24 protein-coding genes are annotated in these 25,530 nt (G+C 50.2%); 9 read left to right on the forward strand and 15 right to left on the reverse strand.

Annotation, left to right across the window (positions count from 1 at the left end):
* The 3 genes from moaC to lexA all read left to right on the forward strand — a co-directional run bounded on the left by moaC (position 1) and on the right by lexA (position 2,528).
* Positions 1-489 carry a cyclic pyranopterin monophosphate synthase MoaC gene (gene moaC / locus SU32_RS09160; RefSeq protein WP_053999080.1) on the forward strand — a complete coding sequence of 163 codons (489 nt, stop codon included), beginning with the start codon at positions 1-3 and terminating at the stop codon, positions 487-489.
* A complete protein-coding gene (locus SU32_RS09165) occupies positions 489-1,718 on the forward strand; it encodes a molybdopterin molybdotransferase MoeA (RefSeq protein WP_053999046.1) in 1,230 nt (409 codons plus the stop codon). The genes moaC and SU32_RS09165 overlap by 1 nt, the downstream gene beginning before the upstream one ends.
* Positions 1,719-1,808: 90 nt before the next feature.
* Positions 1,809-2,528: a transcriptional repressor LexA gene (gene lexA, locus SU32_RS09170; protein ID WP_053999047.1), complete on the forward strand. Its 720-nt coding sequence runs from the start codon at positions 1,809-1,811 to the stop codon at positions 2,526-2,528.
* A gap of 310 nt (positions 2,529-2,838) precedes the next feature.
* Here the strand turns inward: lexA and SU32_RS09175 are convergent, their stop codons facing one another.
* The gene (locus tag SU32_RS09175) at positions 2,839-5,211 is read right to left on the reverse strand and encodes a ComEC/Rec2 family competence protein (protein WP_053999048.1); all 2,373 of its coding nucleotides are present in this window, start codon (positions 5,209-5,211) and stop codon (positions 2,839-2,841) included.
* 196 nt (positions 5,212-5,407) lie between these two features.
* Between SU32_RS09175 and gltX the strand changes: the two genes are divergently transcribed.
* On the forward strand, positions 5,408-6,832 hold the full coding sequence (gene gltX / locus SU32_RS09185; RefSeq protein WP_053999050.1) for a glutamate--tRNA ligase: 1,425 nt from the start codon (positions 5,408-5,410) through the stop codon (positions 6,830-6,832).
* A 159-nt stretch (positions 6,833-6,991) separates the two neighbouring features.
* On the forward strand, positions 6,992-8,281 hold the full coding sequence (gltA, locus tag SU32_RS09190) for a citrate synthase (RefSeq protein WP_053999051.1): 1,290 nt from the start codon (positions 6,992-6,994) through the stop codon (positions 8,279-8,281).
* A gap of 46 nt (positions 8,282-8,327) precedes the next feature.
* On the opposite strand, the gene lpxB is transcribed toward gltA, so the two are convergent.
* The 14 genes from lpxB to SU32_RS09260 form a co-directional block, all read right to left on the reverse strand.
* The gene (lpxB, locus tag SU32_RS09195; RefSeq protein WP_053999081.1) at positions 8,328-9,503 is read right to left on the reverse strand and encodes a lipid-A-disaccharide synthase; all 1,176 of its coding nucleotides are present in this window, start codon (positions 9,501-9,503) and stop codon (positions 8,328-8,330) included.
* Positions 9,496-10,401, reverse strand: coding sequence for an LpxI family protein (locus SU32_RS09200; protein ID WP_053999052.1), 906 nt, complete (start codon positions 10,399-10,401; stop codon positions 9,496-9,498). Before SU32_RS09200 ends, lpxB begins: the two co-directional genes overlap by 8 nt.
* 3 nt (positions 10,402-10,404) lie before the next feature.
* Positions 10,405-11,238 carry an acyl-ACP--UDP-N-acetylglucosamine O-acyltransferase gene (gene lpxA, locus SU32_RS09205; protein WP_053999053.1) on the reverse strand — a complete coding sequence of 278 codons (834 nt, stop codon included), beginning with the start codon at positions 11,236-11,238 and terminating at the stop codon, positions 10,405-10,407.
* Positions 11,238-11,729: a 3-hydroxyacyl-ACP dehydratase FabZ gene (gene fabZ, locus SU32_RS09210; protein WP_053999054.1), complete on the reverse strand. Its 492-nt coding sequence runs from the start codon at positions 11,727-11,729 to the stop codon at positions 11,238-11,240. Before fabZ ends, lpxA begins: the two co-directional genes overlap by 1 nt.
* A 21-nt stretch (positions 11,730-11,750) precedes the next feature.
* Positions 11,751-12,806, reverse strand: coding sequence for a UDP-3-O-(3-hydroxymyristoyl)glucosamine N-acyltransferase (gene lpxD / locus SU32_RS09215; protein WP_053999055.1), 1,056 nt, complete (start codon positions 12,804-12,806; stop codon positions 11,751-11,753).
* Between the two features lie 67 nt (positions 12,807-12,873).
* On the reverse strand, positions 12,874-15,216 hold the full coding sequence (gene bamA, locus SU32_RS09220; protein ID WP_053999056.1) for an outer membrane protein assembly factor BamA: 2,343 nt from the start codon (positions 15,214-15,216) through the stop codon (positions 12,874-12,876).
* A gap of 191 nt (positions 15,217-15,407) precedes the next feature.
* A complete protein-coding gene (rseP, locus tag SU32_RS09225; RefSeq protein ID WP_053999057.1) occupies positions 15,408-16,562 on the reverse strand; it encodes an RIP metalloprotease RseP in 1,155 nt (384 codons plus the stop codon).
* A 33-nt stretch (positions 16,563-16,595) separates the two neighbouring features.
* Entirely contained in the window at positions 16,596-17,411 is an 816-nt protein-coding gene (locus tag SU32_RS09230) for a phosphatidate cytidylyltransferase (RefSeq protein ID WP_053999058.1), read from the reverse strand.
* A complete protein-coding gene (locus SU32_RS09235) occupies positions 17,408-18,133 on the reverse strand; it encodes an undecaprenyl pyrophosphate synthase (protein WP_053999082.1) in 726 nt (241 codons plus the stop codon). The genes SU32_RS09230 and SU32_RS09235 overlap by 4 nt, the downstream gene beginning before the upstream one ends.
* Positions 18,134-18,212: 79 nt before the next feature.
* A complete protein-coding gene (gene frr, locus SU32_RS09240) occupies positions 18,213-18,773 on the reverse strand; it encodes a ribosome recycling factor (protein ID WP_053999059.1) in 561 nt (186 codons plus the stop codon).
* A gap of 89 nt (positions 18,774-18,862) precedes the next feature.
* A complete protein-coding gene (pyrH, locus tag SU32_RS09245; RefSeq protein WP_053999060.1) occupies positions 18,863-19,585 on the reverse strand; it encodes a UMP kinase in 723 nt (240 codons plus the stop codon).
* A 115-nt stretch (positions 19,586-19,700) separates the two neighbouring features.
* Positions 19,701-20,621 (reverse strand): translation elongation factor Ts, encoded by a 921-nt coding sequence (gene tsf, locus SU32_RS09250; RefSeq protein ID WP_425394265.1) that lies wholly within the window; start codon positions 20,619-20,621, stop codon positions 19,701-19,703.
* A 160-nt stretch (positions 20,622-20,781) separates the two neighbouring features.
* Complete coding sequence (rpsB, locus tag SU32_RS09255) at positions 20,782-21,555, reverse strand: 30S ribosomal protein S2 (protein ID WP_053999062.1); 774 nt, start codon at positions 21,553-21,555, stop codon at positions 20,782-20,784.
* A gap of 159 nt (positions 21,556-21,714) precedes the next feature.
* Positions 21,715-22,542 carry a cell envelope integrity EipB family protein gene (locus SU32_RS09260; protein WP_053999063.1) on the reverse strand — a complete coding sequence of 276 codons (828 nt, stop codon included), beginning with the start codon at positions 22,540-22,542 and terminating at the stop codon, positions 21,715-21,717.
* Positions 22,543-22,649: 107 nt separating this feature from the next.
* Here SU32_RS09260 and SU32_RS09265 point away from each other — a divergent pair, with 107 nt between their 5' ends.
* The 4 genes from SU32_RS09265 to SU32_RS09280 are packed head-to-tail and all read left to right on the forward strand — an operon-like array spanning position 22,650 to position 25,507.
* Complete coding sequence (locus tag SU32_RS09265) at positions 22,650-23,114, forward strand: RidA family protein (protein ID WP_053999064.1); 465 nt, start codon at positions 22,650-22,652, stop codon at positions 23,112-23,114.
* Positions 23,111-23,827: a glycerophosphodiester phosphodiesterase family protein gene (locus SU32_RS09270; protein WP_053999065.1), complete on the forward strand. Its 717-nt coding sequence runs from the start codon at positions 23,111-23,113 to the stop codon at positions 23,825-23,827. The genes SU32_RS09265 and SU32_RS09270 overlap by 4 nt, the downstream gene beginning before the upstream one ends.
* 43 nt (positions 23,828-23,870) lie before the next feature.
* Positions 23,871-25,091 carry a GNAT family N-acetyltransferase gene (locus tag SU32_RS09275; protein WP_053999066.1) on the forward strand — a complete coding sequence of 407 codons (1,221 nt, stop codon included), beginning with the start codon at positions 23,871-23,873 and terminating at the stop codon, positions 25,089-25,091.
* Positions 25,088-25,507 (forward strand): HIT family protein, encoded by a 420-nt coding sequence (locus tag SU32_RS09280; protein WP_053999067.1) that lies wholly within the window; start codon positions 25,088-25,090, stop codon positions 25,505-25,507. The genes SU32_RS09275 and SU32_RS09280 overlap by 4 nt, the downstream gene beginning before the upstream one ends.
* The last annotated feature ends 23 nt before the right edge of the window (positions 25,508-25,530 follow it).

Genomic DNA, 25,530 nt, shown 5'->3' on the forward strand with positions numbered 1-25,530 from the left:
ATGGCGGGCGGCGATAAGCTCACGCATATCAGCGGTGACGGTTCAGCGCATATGGTCGATGTGGCCGATAAATCAGTCACAAACCGTGAGGCTGTCGCCAGTGGCAGAGTTCTCATGAGCGCAGAAACCTTAGCGGCGATTCTGGCCGGTGACGCTAAAAAAGGTGATGTGATTGGCACAGCGCGTATTGCCGGCATTATGGCCGCCAAAAAGACACATGAACTAATTCCCCTTTGCCATCCTTTGATGCTGTCCAAAATCACCGTTGATATTGAACAGGGTGTTGATTTTACGGGTCTGTCAGTGACTGCAACCGTCAGTTTGTCAGGCAAGACAGGTGTCGAGATGGAAGCGTTAACGGCTGTTTCCGTTGTCTGTCTTACCATTTACGACATGGCAAAAGCGCTTGAAAAAGATATGGAAATCTCAGAGATCAAGCTGGTTTCCAAAACAGGCGGCAAGTCCGGCAATTGGAGCCGTGACGCATAATGGCCGATAACCGCAAACCGCTTTTGCCCGTTAATGAAGCGCTTGCACGGCTTTTAAAAGGCGCCAGCCCGCTTGGTGTTGAGACGGTTTCACTCGAACAGGCGCATAACCGAATTCTTGCTTCCGAACTAATTGCCAAACGCACACAGCCTCCCTTTGCCGCCTCTGCCATGGATGGCTATGCCGTGCGTGCAAGCGATGCTGCCAATGCAGGCGCAGCGCTCAAAGTTATTGGCGAAGTGGCTGCCGGATATGTGTTTGACGGTATGATCGATGCCGGTGAATGTGTGCGTATTTTTACAGGCGCGCCTCTTCCAGAGGGTGCTGATGCAATCCTGATACAGGAAGATGCGGAACCTGCCGGTGAAAATCTGATCAAAGTGTCTGAAGGTGTTGCCAAAGGGACTCATGTGCGCCCTGCGGGTTTGGACTTCTTGGAAGGTGATGTTTTGCTCACCGAAGGCCGGTTACTGGACGCGGGCGCTTTATGTCTGGCTGCTTCAGGTAATTATGCTTCCCTGCCCGTCCTTAAAAAACCGCGCATCGGCATTTTGGCAACCGGTGATGAATTGCGCACACCCGGCTCAAAACTGGAGCCAGGACAAATTATTGCCTCCAATAGTTATGGAGTCGGCGCAATCGCGAAAGAACATGGTGCGGACATTGTTGATTTTGGTATTGCGCGGGACGATGAACAATCGCTCAAACAGGCTTTACAGGCGGCAATTGATGCAAAATGCGATGTGTTGATTACACTTGGCGGTGCTTCCGTCGGTGAGCACGATCTGGTGCGTTCGGTTTTTACCGCCGCCGGAATGAAACTTGATTTTTGGAAGATCGCCATGCGACCGGGCAAGCCGCTTATGTTCGGCACACTCGGCAATATGCGTATTCTTGGTCTCCCCGGAAATCCGGTTTCCAGTCTCGTTTGTACGCAACTCTTTGGTGTGCCGCTTATTTGTGCTCTTGGCGGGCGCAGCTATAGCCAGATTCGCCAAAAGGCCAAGCTTACCGCCCCTATCAAAGCCAATGGCAATCGCGAGCAATATGCGCGTGCCACGATCAGCCGCACACCGCATGGTTTTGAAGCAACTGTCTTTGAGAATCAGGATTCTTCGATTATCTCTTTTTATGCGAATGCGAACGGGCTTGTTGTGCGCCCGATTGATACGCCGGCTGCAAATAAAGACGATGAAGTTGAGTTTATTGCACTCACATCCATAGACTGAACTATAATTAACCGAATCTTATAGGTTGCAGAACACAAATAGAACGTGTAATAATGTTCACGATTTGTTTTGTTGATTCTGGAAACCGCCATGCTGACACGCAAGCAACTTGATCTGCTCGTCTTCATCAATGAACGTTTGAAAGAGACCGGTGTTCCCCCGTCCTTTGACGAAATGAAGGAAGCTTTGGATCTGGCTTCGAAGTCCGGTATTCACCGTTTGATTACCGCTCTTGAAGAGCGTGGTTTTATTCGCCGCTTGCCAAACCGTGCGCGTGCGATGGAAGTGATCAAGCTGCCGGATGCCATGATGCCGGGAAATGGTGCGCGGCAAGCGTTTTCTCCGAGTGTTATTGAGGGCAGCAAGGGTAAAGCACCCGCGCCGGTCAAATCCTCAGCTGCACAATTTAACAGTGCGGATAATGATGATGGCGTCGGCATTCCGATGATGGGTAAAATCGCGGCGGGTGTTCCTATTTCGGCTATTCAACATCAAACGCGTTCTATTCAGATGCCACCGGACATGATTGGCAAGGGTGAACATTACGCCCTTGAGGTTGAAGGCGATTCCATGATCAACGCCGGTATTCTGGATGGTGATACGGTTATCATTCGCCGTACGGATGTTGCCAATATGGGCGATATTGTCGTGGCTCTGGTCGATGATGAAGAAGCAACTTTGAAGCGCTTCAGGCGCAAAGGTGCATCAATTGCGCTGGAAGCGGCGAACCCTGCCTACGAAACCCGTATTTTCGGGCCTGACCGTGTTCAGGTACAAGGCCGTCTGGTTGGATTGGTCCGTAATTACTGATTTTAGAGCATGTTTCGCTTAAATGGAACCGGATTGATGGCAAGGATTTTCCGTTTCAGCAAGGAAAAGACCGCAGCGCGATGTGAACATCGTGCGAGGATTTTGACGCAGAAGAAGTGGAAAAGACTGCCAAGCCAGAGATGTTTAAAACATTGAATGAAAATGATAAATCAAGATCGTCTGAACGTGTTCTTTTGCGCCTCGGACGTTGTCGCGAAAAGCTAACGGTGCGCGCACCGCGTCGCTTTGCGCTCCTAACCGAAACACAAAATCCCAGCGTTCAAGCGATTCCATTTAAACGAAATATGCTCTAGTCGCGTTTGTAAGGCCCGAGATTTCGCGCCGAACGTGAATATTTGCGATGCGACTGCCACGGTCGCGCCGCCTTCCCTTGGGCGAACACTGTTTTATAATTTGGTGTGGTTGCGCCGAATTGACTTTCTGTTTGCACATATATCTCCGCGCTGCCGTATAGAGCCAATTGCTGCGCTGTAATTATGATGTTTTGCTTGTTTTGGCATGCGGATGTAAACGGAGCGAATGCAGCGATGATGATACCGGACTTGGCACATATACCCTTCCATTGAGGTGGATTTGGCATTTCGGTCAGATAGACAACTGAATATTCCTGATCTTGGTATAGGCCGTTATAGTCGCATCTTTGTTTGCTATAACATTGAAATCCGGCCGCGCTTTTGCCCGGTAAGATCACTTCTTTTGTTTTATAAGCCGCCTGCCATTGCTCAAGAATAAACGCGCTCGGACGCTTGCGGTTAACGCTCAAAGCACCTTGTTTTGGGTCAATGACTGCGATCTGTCGGGCATCTTCAGAAATAACCAGTTGCGGTACTTGCAGCGTTGATTGTGCCAGATAAGCGGGTATCAGACATAGCAGTCCGAGATATCTCAAGTTTGACCGCATCAGGCACAGGATCAAAAGCGAAGCGCTCAACCATATAAATGCTTTCGGTGACAGCATACCTGTCGAACCATCCGGCGTAATCTGCGATACACGGCGCGCCACCTCAATGACGACGCTCACAGACCAGTTCATCAACGAATAGGCATAGCTGTCCAAGCCAAACGGAATAAGCAAAGTTGCTATGATTGCCAGCGGCATAGTCATTAAGGAGACGATGGGCATGGCCAGCAAATTGCCAAGCAGTCCGAAAACAGCAACACGTTGGAAATGATAAGCGGCATAAATGCCGGTCGCAGTACCGGCGACCAGTGATGTCACGGATAGACCGATGAGAAAGCCCAGCGATTTGCGTGTTATTTCCGCTCCGGCACTGGTATTTTGAACATATTCCCGCCCAGCCTGCCGCCGCGACCACCACCCGTAAACACCGATAAGTGCCAGCGTTGCAGCAAATGACATTTGAAAGCTTGGCCCCAATACAGCTTCCGGCGCAATGAGAATGACAATAATCGCGGCGATTGCCAGATTGCGCATTGTCAGCGCCGATCTGTCCAGCAGCAGTGCGCCTAGCATAACCGCCAGCATGATGAACGAACGCTGCGTTGCGACACTCGCTCCGGCTAGAAACAGATAGATAATAATCGCGCTGAACCCGGCTATCGCCGCATATTTCTTGGTTGAGCGCCGTGCAGCCCAATCCGGTGAAAATGCGAATGCTGCGCGCAAGGCGAACATCACTGTTCCGGCCACCAGCGCCATATGCAGGCCCGATATTGAAAGAATATGCGCCAAGCCGGCAATGCGTAAAACCTCATTGGTTTCTTCCGGTATTGCGGCTTTATCGCCTGTGATAAGCGCTGCTGATACCGCGCTGGCGGCACTGTCACTATCTGCCCTTATGCGGTTGGCTAACCAGTAACGGGCGCGTTCTACCAATAAAGCGGGACTGCTTTTACTATATTGCAGGCCCAGTTCGCTGGTTTCCGGCTGGCCAAGGAAAAAGCCATTGGCGCCAATTCCGCTGAAATAATTATAAAATGAGAAATCATAACCCAGCGGCCTTACCGCGCCGGATGGCGGGCGTAACCGCGCATAACCGTGAATACCTTCGCCAATCTGTGCGTTTTCCAGCGGCTTTCGCGCCGTCAAACGAATCCGGTCAGGCGCATAGCGCAGTTTCGGGCGCTCGGTTCTTGTTAAATCTATCGTATAACGTGCCGAACCATTCGCGCGAATTTCAATCGACCTGATCTGGCCGGTTATACGTGTTGAAATTTCCGAACCAAGCATAGGTGTTGCAAGCAGCTGTGTGCGCAATTGCATTAATCCCATTGCGCAAAGAACGATTAACAGCGCATTCGTCACATAGCGCAACAAAAACGCAGCAGAACGAAATACAATCCGCAAAACTGCAAAAACAAGAACCGCCAACGGTATGTTATGGCGTGCCGGTTCGACGGGTAGTGCCAGATAGAGCGCAACGCCGATAATCATAAAAACGGGAATGAAAAGAAATGCCGTGCCCTGCCCGACTTCAATCATCAATTGGCGATGAACCCAGATTTGCACTGATTTGAAAAATGGCTTGTCGCCATAAATGCGCTTGGCTGGTTTGCCTAAAGGTGCTTTTTTGAGCGTCGCGGGGTTTTGGGCGCGAATATCAGCGTCTGGCAGATGATTAAAATGGTCCAATTCATCCAGCGAGAAAAACCGGCGTTCATCCGGTTCGACGGTCTTTTGCTGTTTCAAGTCCCCACCCATGGCGCATGTTTCCTGCACCGGCCATCACCCTGTTTACGGCCGCATTTAATAACCTAGCGTCACTTTGGGTTCAGGCGCAAATCTTGTCTGATCTTGATGTTGTTTTGCCGCCTGCGCTTGCACGACAAGGCGTCTGTGCTACATCACACACATCAAAGTGCACGATGATGCGCTCACCCGAATTTGGAGACTTTCTATGACAGCAGGTGTTGTAACCCGCTTTGCCCCTTCGCCGACCGGTTTTTTGCATATTGGCGGGGCGCGGACAGCGCTTTTCAACTGGCTTTACGCAAAACATACCGGTGGCAAAATGCTGCTGCGTATCGAGGATACCGACCGCGCTCGTTCCACCGATGCCGCCGTGGAGGCGATAAAAGACGGCTTGAGCTGGCTCGGTCTTGATTGGGACGGCGATGTCGTTTCCCAATTCGAACGTGCTGACCGTCACCGTGAAGTGGCAGAGCAATTGGTTGCCGAAGGCAAGGCTTATTACTGCTATGCAACGCCTGAAGAATTGACACAAATGCGCGAAGAGCAACGAGCCGCGAAAAAACCGCCGCGTTATGACGGTCGCTGGCGGGATCGTGACCCGAACGAAGCGCCTGAAGGCGTGAAGCCTTCAATCCGTATAAAAGCACCGCAAACCGGCGAAACGCTCGTGGCGGACGCGGTACAGGGCGATGTGCGCTTCCCCAATGCAGACCTTGATGATCTGGTTATTTTGCGCTCCGACGGCACGCCGACATATATGTTGGCGGTTGTGGTCGACGACCATGATATGGGTGTTACCGATATTATCCGCGGTGATGACCATCTGACCAATTCTGCCCGCCAGCAAATCATCTACGATGCGCTCGGCTGGCCTGTGCCGAAAATGGCGCATATTCCGCTTATCCATGGCCCGGATGGGGCAAAATTATCCAAAAGGCACGGCGCATTGGGCGCTGAAGCCTACCGCGAAATGGGTTTTCTGCCGGAAGCTTTGCGAAATTACCTTGCGCGTTTGGGCTGGAGCCACGGCGATGATGAAATCATGTCTACCGAAGATATGATTTCCTGGTTTGAAGTGGGCGATATCAACAAGGGCGCTGCGCGTTTTGACATTCAAAAACTTGAAGCGCTCAACGGTCACTATATTCGCGAAGCCGACGATATGTATCTGGTGTCTTCCATTGAAAAACTGTTGCCATATCTTGAAGGAGGCGCAGAATTATCAGAGCGCTTGTTTGGGCAGCATAAAGAGCGGTTGACCGCTGCCATGCCAGGTTTGAAAAGCCGCGCGAAAACATTAGTGCAACTGATTGAAAATACGTATTATATACATGCGGAACGACCGCTGAATTTTGATGAAAAGGCCGCTTCAATTCTTGATTCGGATGCGCGTAAGTTATTGACGGACGCCCATGAAGCGCTTGAGAAAGTGGAAGACTGGAGTGTCGAATCTCTTGATCAGGCTGTGCGGGCTTTTGCCGACAGAAAAGAGCTTAAACTTGGCAGGGTTGCGCAGCCTATTCGTGCAGCTTTGACGGGCCGCGCGACATCACCCGGGGTTTTCGATGTCCTGTTTGTTTTGGGCAAACAAGAAGCGCTGGCGCGTATTTCCGATCAAGCATCAGACTAAGGTATGAGAACTTGCTGCAACGCAGCAAATAACCCTTTGGGCTAGCTTGGCAGCGTGAATGAAATGTTCTAGCTAATGTCCAAGAGGATAACGGGCCTTTGCGATTTGCGCATTTTCGCAAATCTGCGGATGTCCATCACGACGAGGAGTATGAAAATAATGGCTGACAATACGTCTAAGCTGAATGTCAATTCAAAGGACTATGAGTACGAAGTTAAAAGCGGCACAATTGGTCCCGATGTAATCGACATCAGCAAGCTTTATGCCCAAACCGGCATGTTCACGCTGGATCCCGGGTTTACATCCACAGCTTCATGCGAATCGCAAATTACCTATATCGACGGTGATGAAGGTGTATTGCTGCACCGTGGTTACCCGATTGATCAATTGGCCGAACAGGGTGATTTTCTAGAGGTTTGCTATCTTCTTCTTTATGGCGAGCTGCCAACGAAAGCACAGAAGAAAGACTTTGATTACCGCGTAACGCACCACACCATGGTGCATGAGCAGATGCAGCGCTTTTTCACCGGTTTCCGCCGTGACGCGCACCCTATGGCTATTATGTGTGGTGTTGTGGGCGCTCTATCGGCGTTTTATCACGATTCGACTGATATTGCCGATGAGCACCAGCGTATGGTCGCATCGTTGCGCTTGATTGCCAAAATGCCGACAATTGCGGCGATGGCCTATAAATACCATGTAGGACAGCCTTTCATTTATCCGCAGAATGATCTTGATTATTCCGCAAACTTCCTGCGCATGTGCTTTGCTGTTCCTTGTGAAGAGTACAAAGGAAATCCTGTTCTTGCCAAAGCAATGGACAAGATTTTCATTCTTCATGCCGATCACGAGCAAAACGCCTCAACATCTACGGTGCGCCTTGCCGGTTCTTCAGGTGCTAATCCGTTTGCCTGTATCGCGGCAGGTATTGCATGTCTTTGGGGCCCTGCTCATGGCGGCGCGAACGAAGCTGCATTGAACATGCTGGCAGAAATCGGTCATGTCGACCGGATTCCTGAATTCATTGCCCGCGCGAAAGACAAGAACGATCCGTTCCGTTTGATGGGATTCGGTCACCGCGTTTATAAAAACTATGACCCGCGCGCCAAGATCATGCAGAAAACCTGCCATGAAGTATTAAACGAACTTGGCATCAAAGATGATCCGTTGCTCGACGTTGCGATGGAACTGGAAAAAATTGCGCTGACAGACCCATACTTCATCGAGAAGAAGCTTTATCCGAATATCGATTTCTACTCAGGCATCACGCTAAAAGCGCTCGGTTTCCCGACAACAATGTTCACAGTGCTGTTTGCATTGGCGCGTACTGTTGGCTGGATTGCTCAGTGGAAAGAGATGATCGAAGATCCGGGCCAGCGTATAGGTCGTCCGCGCCAGCTTTATACAGGCTCGGCACAGCGCGATTATACACCTGTCGACAAGCGATAACCGCAATCACATATAATAATAAAGCCCGGCAGTGACCGGGCTTTTTTTATGGTTTTGCATGATTGAGCAAGCTAGCAATAATTTCTGCTGAATGATGGCTGGCATCTTTATCAACGGCCATTTTTTCCCGTACTTTGCGGTAGCCATCCATCACATATTGCCGCGCGCCAATATCGGGCGTTGCCAATTCTTCTATTGACCGCGCCAAGGCACCTGCGCGCACAAACTCCTCGTAGAATTCTTTGATAATCGGCCGGTCGACAATGATATTGGGCAAAGCTGCCGACCACGTTGTGATCAGTGATTTGGCAAGCTTCATAATGGGGTCGATACGGTAGCAACTAATTGCCGGCACGCCTGCCAAAGCAAGCTCCAATGTCACTGTGCCGGAAGCCGCCAGCGCCACATCTGACTGCTTATAAGCCTCTATCTGGCTCTGGCGGTCTGTGGTGATAATCGGCGATACGGGCCAAGCGGCTGTATAGCGATGCACATGCTGCTCTAGCCTCGGCAAAGTCGGCAAATAGATTTTAAGCTTATTGCCACGCTCATGGAGCAGTTGTACCGTATTGCCGAACTCATCCATTAATGCGTTGATTTCACCATTGCGCGAACCGGGCAACACCAACAGATTTACCGTTCCATCACCAGCCAGTGTTTTTTCGCTGTTATGTTCCCACACCGCATTAAGATCGCTGTCAGACATCAGGCGGTGGCCGACATAATGTGTTTTTGGTCCACCAAGCTTTTGCATGGTTTCCGGCTCAAACGGCAAAATGGCCAATATTTCATCAATGTAAGCGGCCATTTTGGCGGCTCGTTCCGGTCTCCAAGCCCAAACCGTGGGCGCCACATATTTCACGATTGGCAGATCCGGCATCGCGGCCTTGACTCTTTTAGCCACACGCAGTGAAAAATCGGGGCTATCAATGAGCAGAAGGCAATCTGGTTTTTCATTGATGATCGTTTCTGCGGTTTGACGGATACGGATGATCAGTTTGGGCAGTGTTTTGACCACGGCAGAAACGCCGGTAAGCGCAATTTCTGCGGGGTCGAATATTGATTTCAAGCCCATGGCCTCGAGCTTTTCACCGCCAACGCCAATGAGTGTTACAGGCTGGCCGACAAGGCCATTCAATGCCTGGATAAGCTCTGTAGCCAATAGCTGACCGGATTCCTCACCGGCGACGATGCCAATCTTGAAGGCGCGGTTTTCAACCATTGCGACCGCCTCCATAAGTGTCGTCTATACCGATTATGAACATTTCTGCTTTGTCGGCCTTTTCTATAACATCCTCAATATCGACAATCATGGCATTGCCACCGTGAATGGCAATACCATCCAGATTAGCAAGCACAGCATTGGCAACCGTTGATTGACCAATCGTTGGCAGATCAACGCGTTTATCCTGTTGCGGTTTGCACATTTTAACAAGCACACCGCCGCGTGTATTGGAAAGCCGTCCATGCTGTTTCTGGTCCGCTACGCGCTGCAACATCGCATCGGTGCCTTCAACGCCCTCTAGCGCGACAATATTGCGGCCAATAACCACGCAGCATTGTCCTGCATCTATTGCGCCCAACGCCAAGGCGGCTTCCACGCCTCTGGCTATGGATGCCTTTTGAGCGGCTGAGGGTATTGATCCGGCAATCTGTCCGACGGGCGCGAGAAGCTGCGGCATGACTTCGTGTGCGCCGACAACTTTTACACCTGTCTCCTCAATCGTTTTGACGATTTTGGAAAGCAACTCATTATCGCCGCTTACCAGGCCGGAGATGAAGCGGCCGAGAAATTTCAAAGTGCCTAGATCAGGTCTTAAATCCGTTATTTTTGGCCGCCTGCGGACGCTGCCAATAATAACGACACGTTGTATATGCTCTTTTTTAAAAAGGGAAATCAGTTTGCCAAGTGCCGTAACACTTAGTTCTTCATGGTCGAATTCACGAAGTGCGTTATCGGCTTCTCCAGCCAGCATTATTACAAAAGGGTTTTGCCCGTTTTGGCGCAGGTGTTTCGCAATCTGCATCGGTACTGTGCCGCCGCCTGCAATGATGGCAATGCGGCCGTTATTGCCCACATCGCTTTTCAGGTCGCTGATTTTTGTATCGCGACCTGTCATCGCCTAGATGCCTTCATGTTCACGGGCTTTGCGCCCGGTGATCGGCGTGATAAATTTGCGTTTGCTGTCGGCCAAAATAAAGCCAAGCATATCTTTTACAGCTTCACTCTCGCTATATTCTGCCAATAAAGCTGTGGCATTTTCCCGCAAAGTGCCTGTGCCTTCCGCGAATAGTTTTTTATACGCGCCGCGCACGGCATTGATTTCGTCACGCGCCATGCCGCTGCGTTTCATACCAACAAGGTTTAAACCGGCAAGAAAAGCCCGGCTGCCGACAACCATCCCATATGGAATAACATCATTCACGACTGCAGAGACGCCGCCGATAAAGGCGTGGTGACCGACTGTGCAGAACTGATGGACCCCTGCTCCGCCGCCAATAATCACGCGATCACCGATCGTACAATGACCACCGATCATCACATTGTTTGCAAAGGTCACATGCTCACCCAAAATCGAATCGTGGGCGACATGGGAATAGGCAAGAAACATACAGTTATCGCCGACAATCGTTGTGCCGCGTGAATCGCCGGTACCACGGTTCATGGTCACGCCTTCACGAATGACAACGTTTTTGCCAACAACCAGCGTTGTTTCTTCACCCTTATAGGCCGTATTCTGCGCATCGGAGCCGATGACAGCCTGCGGAAAGATTTTTGTACCTGCGCCAATTGTCGTGTGGCCGATCACACTCACATGGCTTATCAGCGCTACATTTTCGTGCAGCTTTGCGTCGGCACCGATATGGCAAAACGGCCCGACCTTCACACCTGCGGCAAGTTCAGCGCCGTCTTCTACAAAAGCGGTTGGATGGATTTCTACGGCAGTATTATTCATTATTTTCCCCGCGACTTCGCATCTGACGGGGAAAGCATGGCTTGAACCTCGGCTTCAGCCACTTTTTCACCGCCAACAATACCCGTACATTCGTACTTGCAGATGCTGCCGCGCTGTTTGATGAGTTTAACGTGATATTCCAAAATATCGCCCGGTACGACCGGTTTTCTGAATTTGACATTGTCGATCGTCATAAAGAAAACCAGTGCCGGTTTGTCCAGTTTGAGATCGCGGATACCAATCGCGCCCGATGTTTGGGCCATGCCCTCGACAATCAACACGCCCGGCATAATCGGTTCGCCCGGGAAATGTCCCTGAAAATGTGGCTCGTTAAATGTGACGTTTTTAATGCCCACAGCAGAGCGGTTACCGTCAATATTGATGATGCTGTCGACCAGCAGCAAAGGATAGCGATGTGGCAAAAGCTTCATGATCTCGTGCAGATCGGCTTTTTCCAGCGCATTATCATGCGTTGTAACCTGTTTTGTCATAGCAGGATGTTCCCGGTATCGTTATTTTGGATTTTCAGCTTTATTTGGTTTAGCCAAGCGGCGCAATGTTGCTTGCTCTCTAAAGAACGCTTTAAACGGCTGCGCAGGCGTTCCTGCCCATTTTTCGCCATCTGGAATGTCGTTCATCACACTGGATGTGGCGGCGAGTTGAACGCCATTGCCAAGTGTAATGTGGTCAGAAATGCCGACACGCCCGCCAATAAGGCATCCGTCACCGATTTTTGCTGATCCGGAAATCCCGACAAACCCTGCAATCGCGCAATTCCGACCGATAACAACATTATGCCCGATCTGAACCAGATTATCGATCTTTGTTCCTTCGCCGATAACAGTGTCATCCAGAGCGCCGCGGTCAATAGTGGTATTGGCGCCAATCTCGACATTGTCCTGAATGATAACGCGGCCAAGTTGCGGCATTTTTTCCAAACCATTTTGGCCCGGAATAAAACCGAAACCATCCTGCCCGATGCGTACACCTGAATGTATCGAGACATCATCGCCAATCATGGCATATTGAACACTGGCATTGGGACCAATCGAAGCATTGCGTCCAATCTGGCAGTTCTCACCAATGGTAGCGTTTGCGCCAATAAACGATCCGGCCCCTATCGAGACACCGGCGCTGATAACAGCACCCGCACAAATGATCACATCGCCTTCAATTGTCGCCATCGGATCGATGATTGCAAATTCCGAGATGCCGGTTTCCGTGCGCCGGTTGCCAAGACTGGTTGGATAAAGCTCTCTGGCTAAAGCAGCAAAGGACTGTTGCGGGTTTTCAACGATGATCAGCTGCGGCCCTTCGGGCATTTGAGCAACCAGCTTTTCTTGACATATGACTGCGGCGCAAATAGACAGTGCGTTCAGTGTCAGACCTTTCGGCGACTGAACAAAAGTAAGCATATCAGGCTTGGGATTGTTCGCCGCGCACATGCCTTGAACGGCTTTATTATCTCCGTCTGTGTTTTCCCCTTCCACACCTAAGAATGTTTTTATCCAAGATAATGATGCTTTTTGCGTATCAATTTTATGGAAGACTGGTGCGGAATGGGTCAATAGAAACTCTCAACGAGCAGACACGAGATACATGTGGAAAGTCCGGCACTTAGCCGGACTTTTTAATTTAGAATGCTGACGATACAGAGAAGTTGAACTGTTGTACTTCATCCGTATCTTCTTTTGATATCGGGAAGGCATAATCGATGCGCAGAGGCGCAAACGGTGACTGCCAGATCAAGCTGATACCCGCAGAAGTACGGAATTTCATATCCGTTGAAGCGGCTGTCGCATCGGCCAAATCACTACCGAACAATGTTGCAGCATCGGCAAAGATAGCACCTTTAAAGCCGAGGTCACGCGGGACCGCCGGCAGCGGAAACTGCGCTTCTGCAGTAAAGTTAAGGTAGCTGGTACCACCCAAATGGTTACCTGCAGCATCGACCGGACCAATACCATTGGTTTCAAAACCACGGATACGTGATGGTCCCAAGCGAAGATTGTCAAACACGCGGACATCTTCACCTAAGCCTGTGATGTTACCGCCGCCTGCACGCAAGAACCCGACAATGTCAGCTTCTTCAGACAGCGTATGGTAGTAACGTCCGTCTGCCGTTGTCTTGATGTACTTGGCATCGCCACCCAAACCGGCCACCTGCTGCTGCACAGAGACATATACGCCTTCATGCGGGTCATTACGGTCATCAATCGAGTTATATACAAAACCGTAGTTGATTGCAGAGCGGATATAAGGGTTCCGACCCGAATTAATCTCTGTATCGATCGCTGACGGAAGCAGTGCTGCATCCGTGACAGTGTATTCATCCTGTGAATAAGAGTAACCGAAATTGGCACTGAAATTATCTGTGATAGGCAAGCCAAAGCTTACTGAGCCGCCACTTGTCGCGCTATCGTAACCGTCATCGTCATAGCTGTTTGTGCTTCTGAACGCACGGAATGTCGCTGACATGCGGTAGCCAAGGAAATAAGGTTCGGTAAACGATACATTGTAAGTACGTGAATCAACACCGCCACCTACAGCAAGGCGGATTGCCTGACCACGGCCTTGAAAGTTGCGCTGGGAAATAGAACCCTCAAAGTTCACACCCTTGTCAGATGTATCCGTGCTGCCGGTTGAATAACCCACACCGACACCAAATTCACCTGTTGGCTTGTCTGCAACCTGAACAACAATGATAACACGGTCAGGCTGAGAGCCCGGACGTGTCGTAATCTCTACGCGCTGGAAGAAATCAAGTGCTTCCAGACGCTTTTGCGCGCGGCGAATGAGGATCTGGTTGAAAGCATCGCCTTCGGACAGATCGAACTCACGGCGGATAACATAGTCGCGCGTTGTTGTATTGCCGACGATTTCAATACGTTCGACATAAGCGCGCTGGCCCTGATCAACGATATAAGAAACGTCAATCGTGTTATTTTCAAAATTACGGTTACCGACAGGCGTCACTTCCGCAAACGGGAAGCCTTTTGCCGCCAACTTTTCAGACATCGCGATAAGCGTGTCTTCAACATCTTTTGCGCTGTATGTTTTACCATCACGGGTTTCAACGGAACGTTTCAGTTCTTCAGGATCAACGCCGGAAACTGTGCTGTCGATGTCAATATTGCCGAAAGCATAGCGCTCGCCTTCATCCACTTCAAAAGTGATGGCAATATTGCCTGTTTCAGGATCAACATTGGCAGAGGAAGAAATAACGCGGAAATCGGCATAACCACGGTTGAAGTAGAAGCGGCGAAGCTGCTCTTCATCAGCGGCAAGACGCTGGTCGTCATAAACGTCCGTGCGTGTGAACCAAGACAGCAGATTTGTTTTCTTGATCGAGATAATGCCCTGAAGGCGGCGATCACCAAATGCGTTGTTACCCACAAAATTGATCTGTGAGATTTTGGTTTTTCCACCCTCGGCGATCTGGAAAATCACGTTGACGCGGTTTTCACCCAAATCAACCACGCTGGCATTAACCTGCACGTCGGAGCGACCAGTGCGGCTGTAAGCCTCAACGATGGCATCAACATCGGCATCAAGTGCTTGCTGATCAAAACGTTCACGTGAGCGCAGACGGACAACGGCTTCAAGGCGATCGTCCTTCAATTTGCGGTTACCCTGGAATAGAACCTGATTGACCGTTGCGTATTCAACAACATTGATAACCAGTGTTGAACCGGATGTATTTACAGACACATCAGAGAACAGCCCTGTGCGGAACAGTGCTTTAACAGCATTATCAACTTCAGCGCTGGTAAAATTCTTACCTGATTGATATCCGACAAAATCGGCAATCGTCGCATCAGCAACGCGCTGGTTACCGCTTACGGATATCGAACGTACAACCGCTGCGTCTGCAGTAGAAACACTTACTGCCTGAAGAATAACAGCGCCGCCAACAGCTGGCGTGACGGATAGGGCAAATATCGATGCCGCGTTTAGTAATTTACGAGCCGCTCTCATGCGGTTACTTCCCCACTATTGTCTGTTTGTGTGCACGCATAAGCGCACCTTCTTACAGTGATACTAAGTCGTATTGCAGGCTTTTCCCCTACACGCAAGCTTTAGGGTTAAAAAGCCTTTACCTTGTGCCGTTGCGTGACGTTTTAGCCACTAAATTCCATAGCTTATGGTTAAAAATCTCTTTTTTTAACTCAACTTGCACCAAAAATGCGAGTCACATCATTCCACGTTGCAAAAACCATTAAACCAAGAATCAGCGCGAATCCAACCCGATATCCATACTCCATTGTCCGCTCGGAAAGCGGCTTACCCAAAATTGCCTCACATAGGTAAAACAATAGATGGCCGCCATCAAGTACCGGAACGGGCAGAAGGTTCAAAAGTCCGATTGATACAGATAAAATTGCCGCCAGATTGAGCAATGCGGCAAAACCAAGTGTCGCAACTTGACCGGAAACCTGAGCCACGCGGATCGGCCCGCCAATTTGGTCAGCTTTTTCACGGCCGGTCACAACGCCGGCCAAATAACCGCCGGTGCGCGCAATCACCCAGCCGGTTTCCCTAACGCCTATCCAAAGAGATTCGCCAATACCGTATTCCTGTGTGCGGTAATTGCCGACTTCAGCATTGTTGACCACGCCGATGACGCCCTGCTCTATCTTGTTGCCAAAGCGGTCCTCGATTTCCAGACGCTCGGGCGTAACGGTCAGATCAAGCTCCTGATCTCCGCGGCGCATACGCATCACAATCGGCGTTTCGGCGCGTGGTGTCACATAGCGCTGAACATCGGAAAATGTCTCGACAGACACGCCGTCAACAGAAACAAAAATATCGCCCACTTCGATGCCAGCGGCTTCTGCGGCGCTTTGCTCACGCACTTCAGCAACAATTGGGTCGGCAACCATGCGGCCATATGTTGCTGTAATCACGGCGAATATTATGATTGCCAGTATAAAATTGGCAATTGGACCGGCTGCAACTGTTGCTGCGCGGCGCCATACAGATTTGTTATGAAAGGCGCGCGCCTGATCTGCTTCAGACAGATTGCTATCAGGATCATGCTCGCGGCTTGTCGTTGAGGCGGCATTCATGTCCCCGACAAACTTCACATAACCGCCAAGCGGGATCAGCGAAAGCCGCCAGCGTGTGCCCCGCCTGTCATTAATACCGATAATTTCAGGACCAAAGCCGACAGAAAAAGTTGTTGCGCCGATGCCGCAAAGGCGCCCTACCCAATAATGTCCGAGCTCATGGATAAACACCACGATTGTCAGCACGAAAAGAAAAGGCAAAAGCGTGCCGAGTAAAAACCCGTCTGTTGATATCAGGCTGGAGATAAATTCCATGCAAATTACCTATATAAATATCGCGCACACGCGCTAAACAAAAAATGCTGATGCCGGTGCGGCAAGACCGCCAACGATAGCACCTAACATCCACAATACAATTGCAGCGAAAAGTAGACCATCAATACGGTCCATTAAACCGCCATGGCCCGGAATAATATAACCGGAATCTTTAACGCCAGCGCGCCGTTTAATGCCAGATTCGAAAAGATCGCCCATTTGGGAAACCGCAGATAACACAATAGCTAGCAGTAGCAGGCCGCCTTGATTGTGCAGTCCTGCCAGAATGATGATGATCCATGCGCCAAAAGCTGCGGCAAGCACGCCGCCTATTGCGCCGGACATTGTTTTGTTCGGGGAGATCGCCGGGGCAAGCTTTGGTCCGCCAACAGCTCTACCCACAAAATAAGCGCCAATGTCGGTAAACCAAACCGTGACGCATAGATAAAGAATCGCAATCAGGCCGACTGTGTATTCAAATGCGCCGCGCAAACTGACCATCGCAATCAGGAAGCCGCAAGCGTATAAAAGGCCGATAACGCTCCGCGTGCCCCCTACCCAAGACAGCAATAAGCCGCTTGCAATACCGAATATTGCAATAACCGCTAAAAACAAAAGCGTTCCTGAAAAGAATAAAAATGCCAAAGTCATGCCTGCAACACAGGCAAAACCGACAAACTTCGCACGGTCATCGCTGTCCGGTAGCATGATATTCGCCCACTCAGACCAAACAACGGCTGACATAAGGCCAATCAGAAGCGCAAAAATCCATCCGCCGACAAAGACGGCAAACAAAAAGACGACCGCCATGATGATGCCGGAGATGACACGTAAGCGAAGCTCGCTCATTGTGCTGCGCCTTTGACCGCTTCCACACCGCCAAAACGGCGGTCACGGCGTGTAAATATCTCTATGGCCTCTGCCAGATGATGCTCGTCAAAGTCGGGCCACATACAATCAAGAAAGACCATTTCAGCATAGGCAACCTGCCACAGCAGAAAATTGGACAGGCGCACTTCGCCGCTTGTGCGAAGAATCAAATCAGGATCTGGGCTGGCAACTGTGTCGAGCGCTGCCGATATATGCTGTTCGGTCACACGCTCGCCCTTAGCTACCGGTCCGGACGGATCATCAATAACAGTTTGCATGGCGCGGACGATTTCATCGCGCCCACCGTAATTGAAAGCGATGTTCAAATTAAGCTCGGTATTGTGCGCGGTTTTTTCTTCGGCAGATTCAATCAGTGCCAGAATATCAGGGCGCAAGCCCTCCCGCCGGCCAATGATACGCACACGCACACCGTTTGCAGCCAATTCCGCCAGATCGCGCCGGATATAGAGTTTTAAAAGGCTGAGAAGATCTTTGATTTCATCGGCGGGACGCGACCAGTTTTCTGATGAAAATGCATATAGGGTCAGATGTTTGATGCCAAACTTCGGGACCGACTTCACAGTACGGCGCAAAGCTTCCACACCGGCTTTATGGCCGTATGTACGGGGCATTCCCCGCGCCGCAGCCCAACGCCCGTTGCCATCCATGATGATGGCAAGGTGATTGACCGGCTGTGTCAATTTGGCGGGCGTTTCATTCAGCAATTCTGCAAAGCTCCTCTTTCATTCGGGTTTACGGCTCTAGCCAAGCCGTAAATCATCAAACTTGCAAAATTTCCTGTTCTTTTTCAGCAAGCAATTTATCAATACGCTCAATAAAGCCGTCAGTCTGCTTTTGGACCGCCTCGGATTCAGCGCGCGCTTCATCCTTGCCAAAATCACCGTCTTTTTCCAGCTTCTTTAGGGTGTCCATGCCATCACGGCGCACGTGACGCACAGCAATACGCGCATTTTCGGCATATTGGTTGGCAACTTTCACAAGATCGCGGCGGCGCTCTTCGTTCAGTTCCGGCAATGGAACGCGTACAGTTGTACCGTCAGTCATCGGATTAAGACCAAGCGTTGAATCTCGAATGGCTTTTTCAACGGCAGATACCATTCCCTTATCCCAGACATTCACCGCAAGCATGCGCGGTTCCGGAATGGTAACGTTGGCAACCTGTGTAATCGGCATCTGACTGCCATAGGCATCAATCATAATCGGATCCAGCAAGCTGGCTGATGCGCGCCCTGTGCGCAAACCGGCCAAATCGCCTGCAAATGCATTGATTGCGCCTTCCATACGGCGTTTTAAATCCGCCAAATCATATTCATTACTCATCTGGCTAAACCCCTATCGTTCTGCTTTGGCCTCGTGCAGATAGTCTGACATTGACAAGCTATGTGCACAAATGTTGATCAAAATGAGGATTAAACCTCTGTTACAAGTGTGGAGCGTCCCCGACCACTTAAAATTTCGGCAAACCCGCCTTTTTCATGGATTGAAAACACAATAATCGGGATATGATTTTCCCGCGTCAATGCAACCGCAGCCACATCCATAACATTCAAGCCTTTGTCCAATACATCTTTGTGCGTCAGTTTTTCATAGCGCATCGCATCCGGGTTCTTTTTCGGATCGGCGGAATAGATACCGTCGACTTGTGTTCCTTTGAACAAAGCGTCGGCGCCGATTTCTGCTGCACGCAATGCTGACGCTGAATCTGTTGTGAAAAACGGATTGCCGGTGCCGCCGGCAAATATCACCACACGCCCCGCATTAATGTAGGCCATTGCCTTTCGCTGCGAAAAACTCTCGCAGATTTCAGGCATGGCAATGGCTGACAACACCACCGCATCAATACCGTGTTTTTGTAGTGATGTACGCAGCGCGACTGAGTTAATGACCGTTGCCAACATCCCCATATGGTCACCGCTGACACGGTCGCCGCCGCGCGATGCCACAGCCACGCCGCGGAAGATATTGCCGCCGCCAATGACAATGGCAATTTCAACATCAAGATCACGGGCTTGCTTAATGTCGCCGGCGATACGGTCCGCGACAGAAACATCTATGCCAAACCCCTGATCCCCCATCAGCGCCTCTCCGGAGACCTTAATCAAAACGCGTTTGTAAAGGGGTGTGTCCGTCATCGTTCTTCAATACTTTCAATGTGGCATATGGATTCGTGCATTTCGATACAACAAGGGCACCGCGTTGTCACGCGATGCCCTGTAATTGTTCTACTCAAACCAAAGGTTTTCGTACTTAGCCTTTTGCGGCCGCTGCAACTTCAGCAGCGAAATCGCTTTCTTCTTTTTCAACGCCTTCGCCAAGAGCGAAACGAACCATGGTTGTGATTTTAGCCGGTGCACCGATTTCTTTTTCAGCTTCTTTAAGCGCTGCTTCAACAGTCAGGTCAGGGTTGATAACGAATGCCTGTTTGAGCAAGCAAACCTCACCGTAGAACTTGTTGATGCGGCCTTCGACCATTTTCTCAATAATGTTGGCTGGCTTGCCTGAAGCGGCTGCCTGCTCTGAGAAAATTGCGCGCTCACGCTCAACCACATCCTGATCAAGATCGTCCGGGCTGATTGAAAGCGGGTTGGTCGCAGCGATGTGCATTGCGATCTGACGGCCGATTGCCTGTGCAGCAGCAGCGTCGCCTGTTGTTTCAATACCAACAAGCACACCAAGCTTACCGAGATCGGTTGCAACAGCATTGTGAACATAAGATGCAACAACACCTGAACCCACGCTCAATTTTGCCGAGCGGCGCAGGTTCATGTTCTCACCGATTGTGCCGATAGCGTCTTTGATCGCGCCGTCAACTGTTTTATCGCCAAGGTCAGCAGCAAGAACAGCATCAACGGAACCGTCTGTACCCATAGCTGCACCGGCAACACCAGTTACCAATGATTGGAAATCATCGTTGCGCGCAACAAAGTCCGTTTCGGAGTTCAACTCGACAACAACGCCTTCATTGCCTTCGCTTTTCACGCTGATCAGGCCTTCAGCAGCTGTACGGCCAGCTTTCTTGTCTGCTTTCGCAATACCTTTTGTGCGAAGCCAGTCCATCGCAGCTTCAACATTGCCGTCGTTTTCCTGAAGTGCTTTTTTACAGTCCATCATGCCTGCGCCGGATGCTTCGCGCAGTTCTTTTACCAATGCTGCAGTAATAGTAGCCATTTTCATTACCTCTTGTGCCGACTTGTCATTTAGGTGCGGCTTCATTTTCGATCAGACCTTAAATAGGTTCTGTGACCGTGATTTTCATCAGTTTTATGAAAGTGCATGTGCGGAAGCTGTTTTGCTGCCGCACATGTATAAGATTCAAGCGCTTGAACGCTTATTCAGCAGATGCTGCTTCTTCGGCCAGAGCTTCTTCAACAGGCGCTTCTTCCATTGCGCCGACATCAATGCCTGATGCGCCAGCCTGGCGGGCAATGCCGTCAAGCGCTGATTTCGCGATCAAATCGCAGTAAAGCGAGATTGCGCGTGCCGCATCGTCGTTGCCCGGGATCGGGAAATCAACAACATCCGGATTACAGTTTGAGTCAACAATCGCGATAACCGGAATGTTCAAACGGTGCGCTTCCTGAATAGCGATCGCTTCTTTGTTGGTATCAACAACAAACATAAGGTCCGGCACGCCGCCCATGTCTTTGATGCCGCCAAGTGCACGGTCAAGCTTTTCACGCTCGCGTGTCAGGTTCAAAAGCTCTTTCTTGGTAAAGCCCTGACCTTCGCCAGCAAGCAATTCGTCAAGTTTGCGAAGACGCTGAATTGAGTTGGAAATTGTTTTCCAGTTTGTCAGCATACCGCCGAGCCAGCGCGCATTAACATAGTACTGCGCTGAACGCTGGGCTGCGTCTGCAACGATCTCCGAAGCCTGACGCTTTGTGCCGACGAAAAGAACGCGGCCCCCGCCTGCAACGGTGTCAGACACCATTTTAAGCGCATTTGAAAGAAGCGGAACAGTCTGTGAAAGATCGAGAATGTGAACGTTGTTACGGTCACCAAAAATGTACTTCGCCATTTTTGGGTTCCAGCGATGTGTCTGGTGACCAAAGTGTACGCCTGCTTCGAGGAGCTGACGCATTGAGAAATCTGGCAATGCCATCGTATTTTCCTTTCCGGTTTAGCCTCCACGGAGAGAAGCAACACTATGTTGCAACCGGTGGTGCTTTGGGATTTCTCCCCAAAACACACAGACTCCGTGTGTGGAATGGCGCTGCCTTACCTCACAGCCCCTTTAATTGCAATAGATGACTGGATAAAACTAGCCTTCGCAGCTTTCGGCGTCGAACAGTTCCAGATCAGTCATTTTGCCTGTCAGTGAAAAGTCACCGTAATCCATCTCTAGATCGCGGGTTATGCCGCTGTCATATAGTTTGAAGGCGATTGTATATTCAGGCAGCGCTTCCTGCTTATCTTCCTTATCGAAATAGGAAATTGTCACTTTGCGGTATTCGGCATCGGCCAGATCACCGATCACATCCCTGTTTTCTTCCCCATCGGTTTTTTCCGGACCGACGATGATTGTCGTAGACATGACACGGTCGCCGCCATCCGAACCGTCAAAAATCGGCAATTGAAAAAATGTCTCGCCTGCATCCGCCCGATTGAGCAATTCAACAATATGGGCGGTTGGGAACATGGCTGTCGGCAATTCCAGATTGACTTCATCCGGTTTGTCGAGCGCCACAGATGTTTTATCTTTTCCGGTGCTGGCTTTGCCTTCAATTTCCCGATCTTTATTGTCGTTGACATAAGTCTGCGTGACAAAGCGGAAATTTTCGCCCTCAGCATCTTCATAGGTTGATGTGCGCTGATCGGTTACATTTGATTCGCCGCGCGCTGTTACACGGTTCACGAAACGAAAACTTGTCGTATACCCTTCGCAAGGCGAGCCGCGAAACTCATAAACAATGCGTCCGTTCATTCCATTTATGCCGCTGCGCTCTGACGCTTCGTTCAGATTCACATCATAAACAGCACGATGCGGTGCCAAGCTCACTTCGGCAGAAGCGCTGTTGACTGTGAAAAATATGCCTGTTGCCGCTGCACACGATAAGGCAATTTGATAGTTGGTAAAAATTGGACGCATAGTTTTCCTCTAAGATTTGACTTGAATATAGAAATTCTCGTGGCAGAAGCGAGGCAGAAGATTTTTATTTACAATCAATTTTTCCTTCCAATTAACAGGAGCATTTTATGACGGGCACAATTTCAGAACGTTTGGACGCGATGGGCGTTACTATTCCGGAAGCCGCGGCTCCTGCCGCAAACTATTTGCCGTGGATACGTTCAGGAGAACTCCTGCTCACATCCGGGCAGTTGCCGCTGGAAGATGGCGCGTTGATCACAACAGGAAAACTGGGCGACGAAGTTGATCTGGAGCTTGGGCAAAAAGCAGCACGGCAATGTGCAATCAATATTTTGGCGCAGGCAAAAGCCGCGCTCGGCGATCTGGAAAACATCAAGCGCGTTGTTAAAATCACAGTCTTTGTTGCCTCTAAACCTGAGTTCAGCAACCAGCATCTGGTGGCCAATGGTGCCTCTGACTTTCTTGCAGAAGTGCTTGGCGAAGCCGGTCCACATGCCCGTTCGGCCGTCGGCGTTCCTGTCCTGCCACTTAACGCGCCAGTGGAAATTGAAGCGATTATAGAAGTCAAATGAGTGATTTATCGTTTCTAACGCGCTCTCCGATTGCCCATCGCGGCCTGCATGATGGCAACAAGGCTGTATTTGAAAATTCGATGGCGGCCATGCTTGCCGCTGTCGAGCACGGCTATGCGATTGAGCTTGACGTTCAATTGTCGGGCGATGACCGCGCCATGGTGTTTCACGACAGTAAATTGGGTCGTGTAACGGCCAATCAAAATCCTGTTAAAGCTCTAAAGGCCTCCGAACTGGCTGAAATTACGCTTGGTGGCACCAGTGATGTTGTCAATACGCTTGAGGAGGTTCTTCACGCTGTAAACGGCAAGGTGTCTGTCGTGATCGAAATGAAAGGCGATGGCAATCAAGCTGACGCAGAGCGGTTGGCACGGGCTGTTGCGGGTGCTGTAGAAGATTATAACGGCGAAGTCGCTGTGATGAGTTTTGAGCATGATCTGCTGCAAGCATTTCGCGCGACAGGTTCAAAATGTCCGCTTGGTCTTACCGCCTTGGGCGTTGATGATGCAGCACTTGAAAAGCATCGGGCAGCGCTTGATTACGGCATCGAATTTGTCTCGTTCTATGTCAAAGAACTGCCAAACGCATTTGTATCCGAAGTCCGCGAAATACATAAGATGCCGGTCATTACGTGGACCGTTCGCACACAAGATGATGTTGCTCTGACAAACCAATATGCAGATCAAATGACATTTGAAGGCTTTTTGCCATAATGCACACCTTGCACATGCGCCACGCAGCCTTAAATCTGTTTGTATGAGCGAGACAACACCTGCCCCCGAAAACAAGTCGCCATCCGACGCCGAGTTTATAATTCGGGTGCAGGAAAAGATAAGTGTCATTAGCCGCGAAGATTGGTCCAAGCTTTCCGGCACTTCAAAAACTGAATCCGGTTTTCCTTATAACCCGTTCATAAGTCATGATTTTTTAAACGCACTTGAAGTATCGGGTTGTGCTGTGCGCGAGACCGGCTGGCTCGGGCAACATCTTATTTTGGAAGATGACAAGGGCACAATCCACGGTGTCCTGCCCGGTTATATAAAGTCGCATAGCCAAGGCGAATATGTGTTTGATCACGCATGGGCAGACGCCTATGAGCGTGCCGGCGGGCGTTATTATCCCAAATATCAGGCTTCTGTGCCGTTTACACCGGCAACCGGCCCGCGCCTGTTGGTCTCCAATTCAGTCAATGGCGATGCTGCGCGTGCTGCTCTTGCGCAAGGTGTAACGCAATTGGCGCAACAGCTTCATCTATCGTCGGCACATGTTACCTTTGCCGAGGAAGCCGACATTAGTGCGTTGAAAGATGCCGGTTTTCTTCATCGGACCGACCAGCAGTTTCATTTTCACAATGATAATTATTCATCCTATGATGATTTCCTTGGCACGCTTGCCTCGCGCAAACGCAAAAACTTGAAAAAAGAACGTGCGGGCGCCCTGCAAAACAATATTACGATTGAATGGCTGACCGGCGGCGCCATTACCGAAGAAATTATGGACGCTTTCTTTGTGTTTTATGAAGATACCGGGCAGCGCAAATGGGGCCGTCCCTATCTCAACCGCCAGTTTTATCGCCAGATTGCCGAGACAATGGCCGACGATATATTGCTGGTGATGGCAAAGCGTGACGGCCGATATATCGCCGGTGCGATCAACTTTATCGGCGGTGATACGCTGTATGGCCGCCATTGGGGATGCACTGAAAACCATCCATTTTTGCATTTTGAAGTCTGTTATCATCAGGCGATTGACTTTGCGATTGAGCGCGGCCTGAAATTCGTAGAAGCAGGCGCACAGGGCGAGCACAAACTTGCGCGCGGCTATATGCCAACCGTTACACATTCGGCGCATTACCTGCCCAATGAAAGTTTTCGCCGCGCTGTGTCAGATTATCTTGAACATGAACGCGCGGAAGTGGCACATTTCGGCACGATTCTCAGCAATCACAGTCCCTTTAAAAAGAGTAATAATTCATGACGCAATATGATCCCGATAATATTTTCACCAAAATCATGGCCGGCGATATTCCGTCTCATAAAGTGTATGAAGACGATGATACTTATGCGTTTATGGACGTTATGCCGGAATCAGACGGTCATTGTCTGGTTATTCCCAAAACCGGCTCGCGCAATCTGCTTGATGCGGCGCCTATGACGCTGGGCAGCCTGATCGTGGTTACTCAAAAAATCGCGATTGCTATTCAAAAAGCGATGAATGCGGACGGCATTATCATCCGACAGTTTAATGAGGAACCTGCCGGACAGACAGTCTTCCACCTGCATTTTCATATTATTCCACGCTATGAAGGTGTGCCGCTCAAACGGCATACAGGCGTAATGGTAGCTAATGATGTGCTGGCCGCACATGCGGAGAAAATCCGCGCTGCGCTTTAGAGCATGTCAGGAAAAGTGGGAAC

Origin of the sequence: Ahrensia marina, from assembly GCF_001293565.1 — a bacterium.
GTDB classification, from domain to species: domain Bacteria; phylum Pseudomonadota; class Alphaproteobacteria; order Rhizobiales; family Rhizobiaceae; genus Ahrensia; species Ahrensia marina.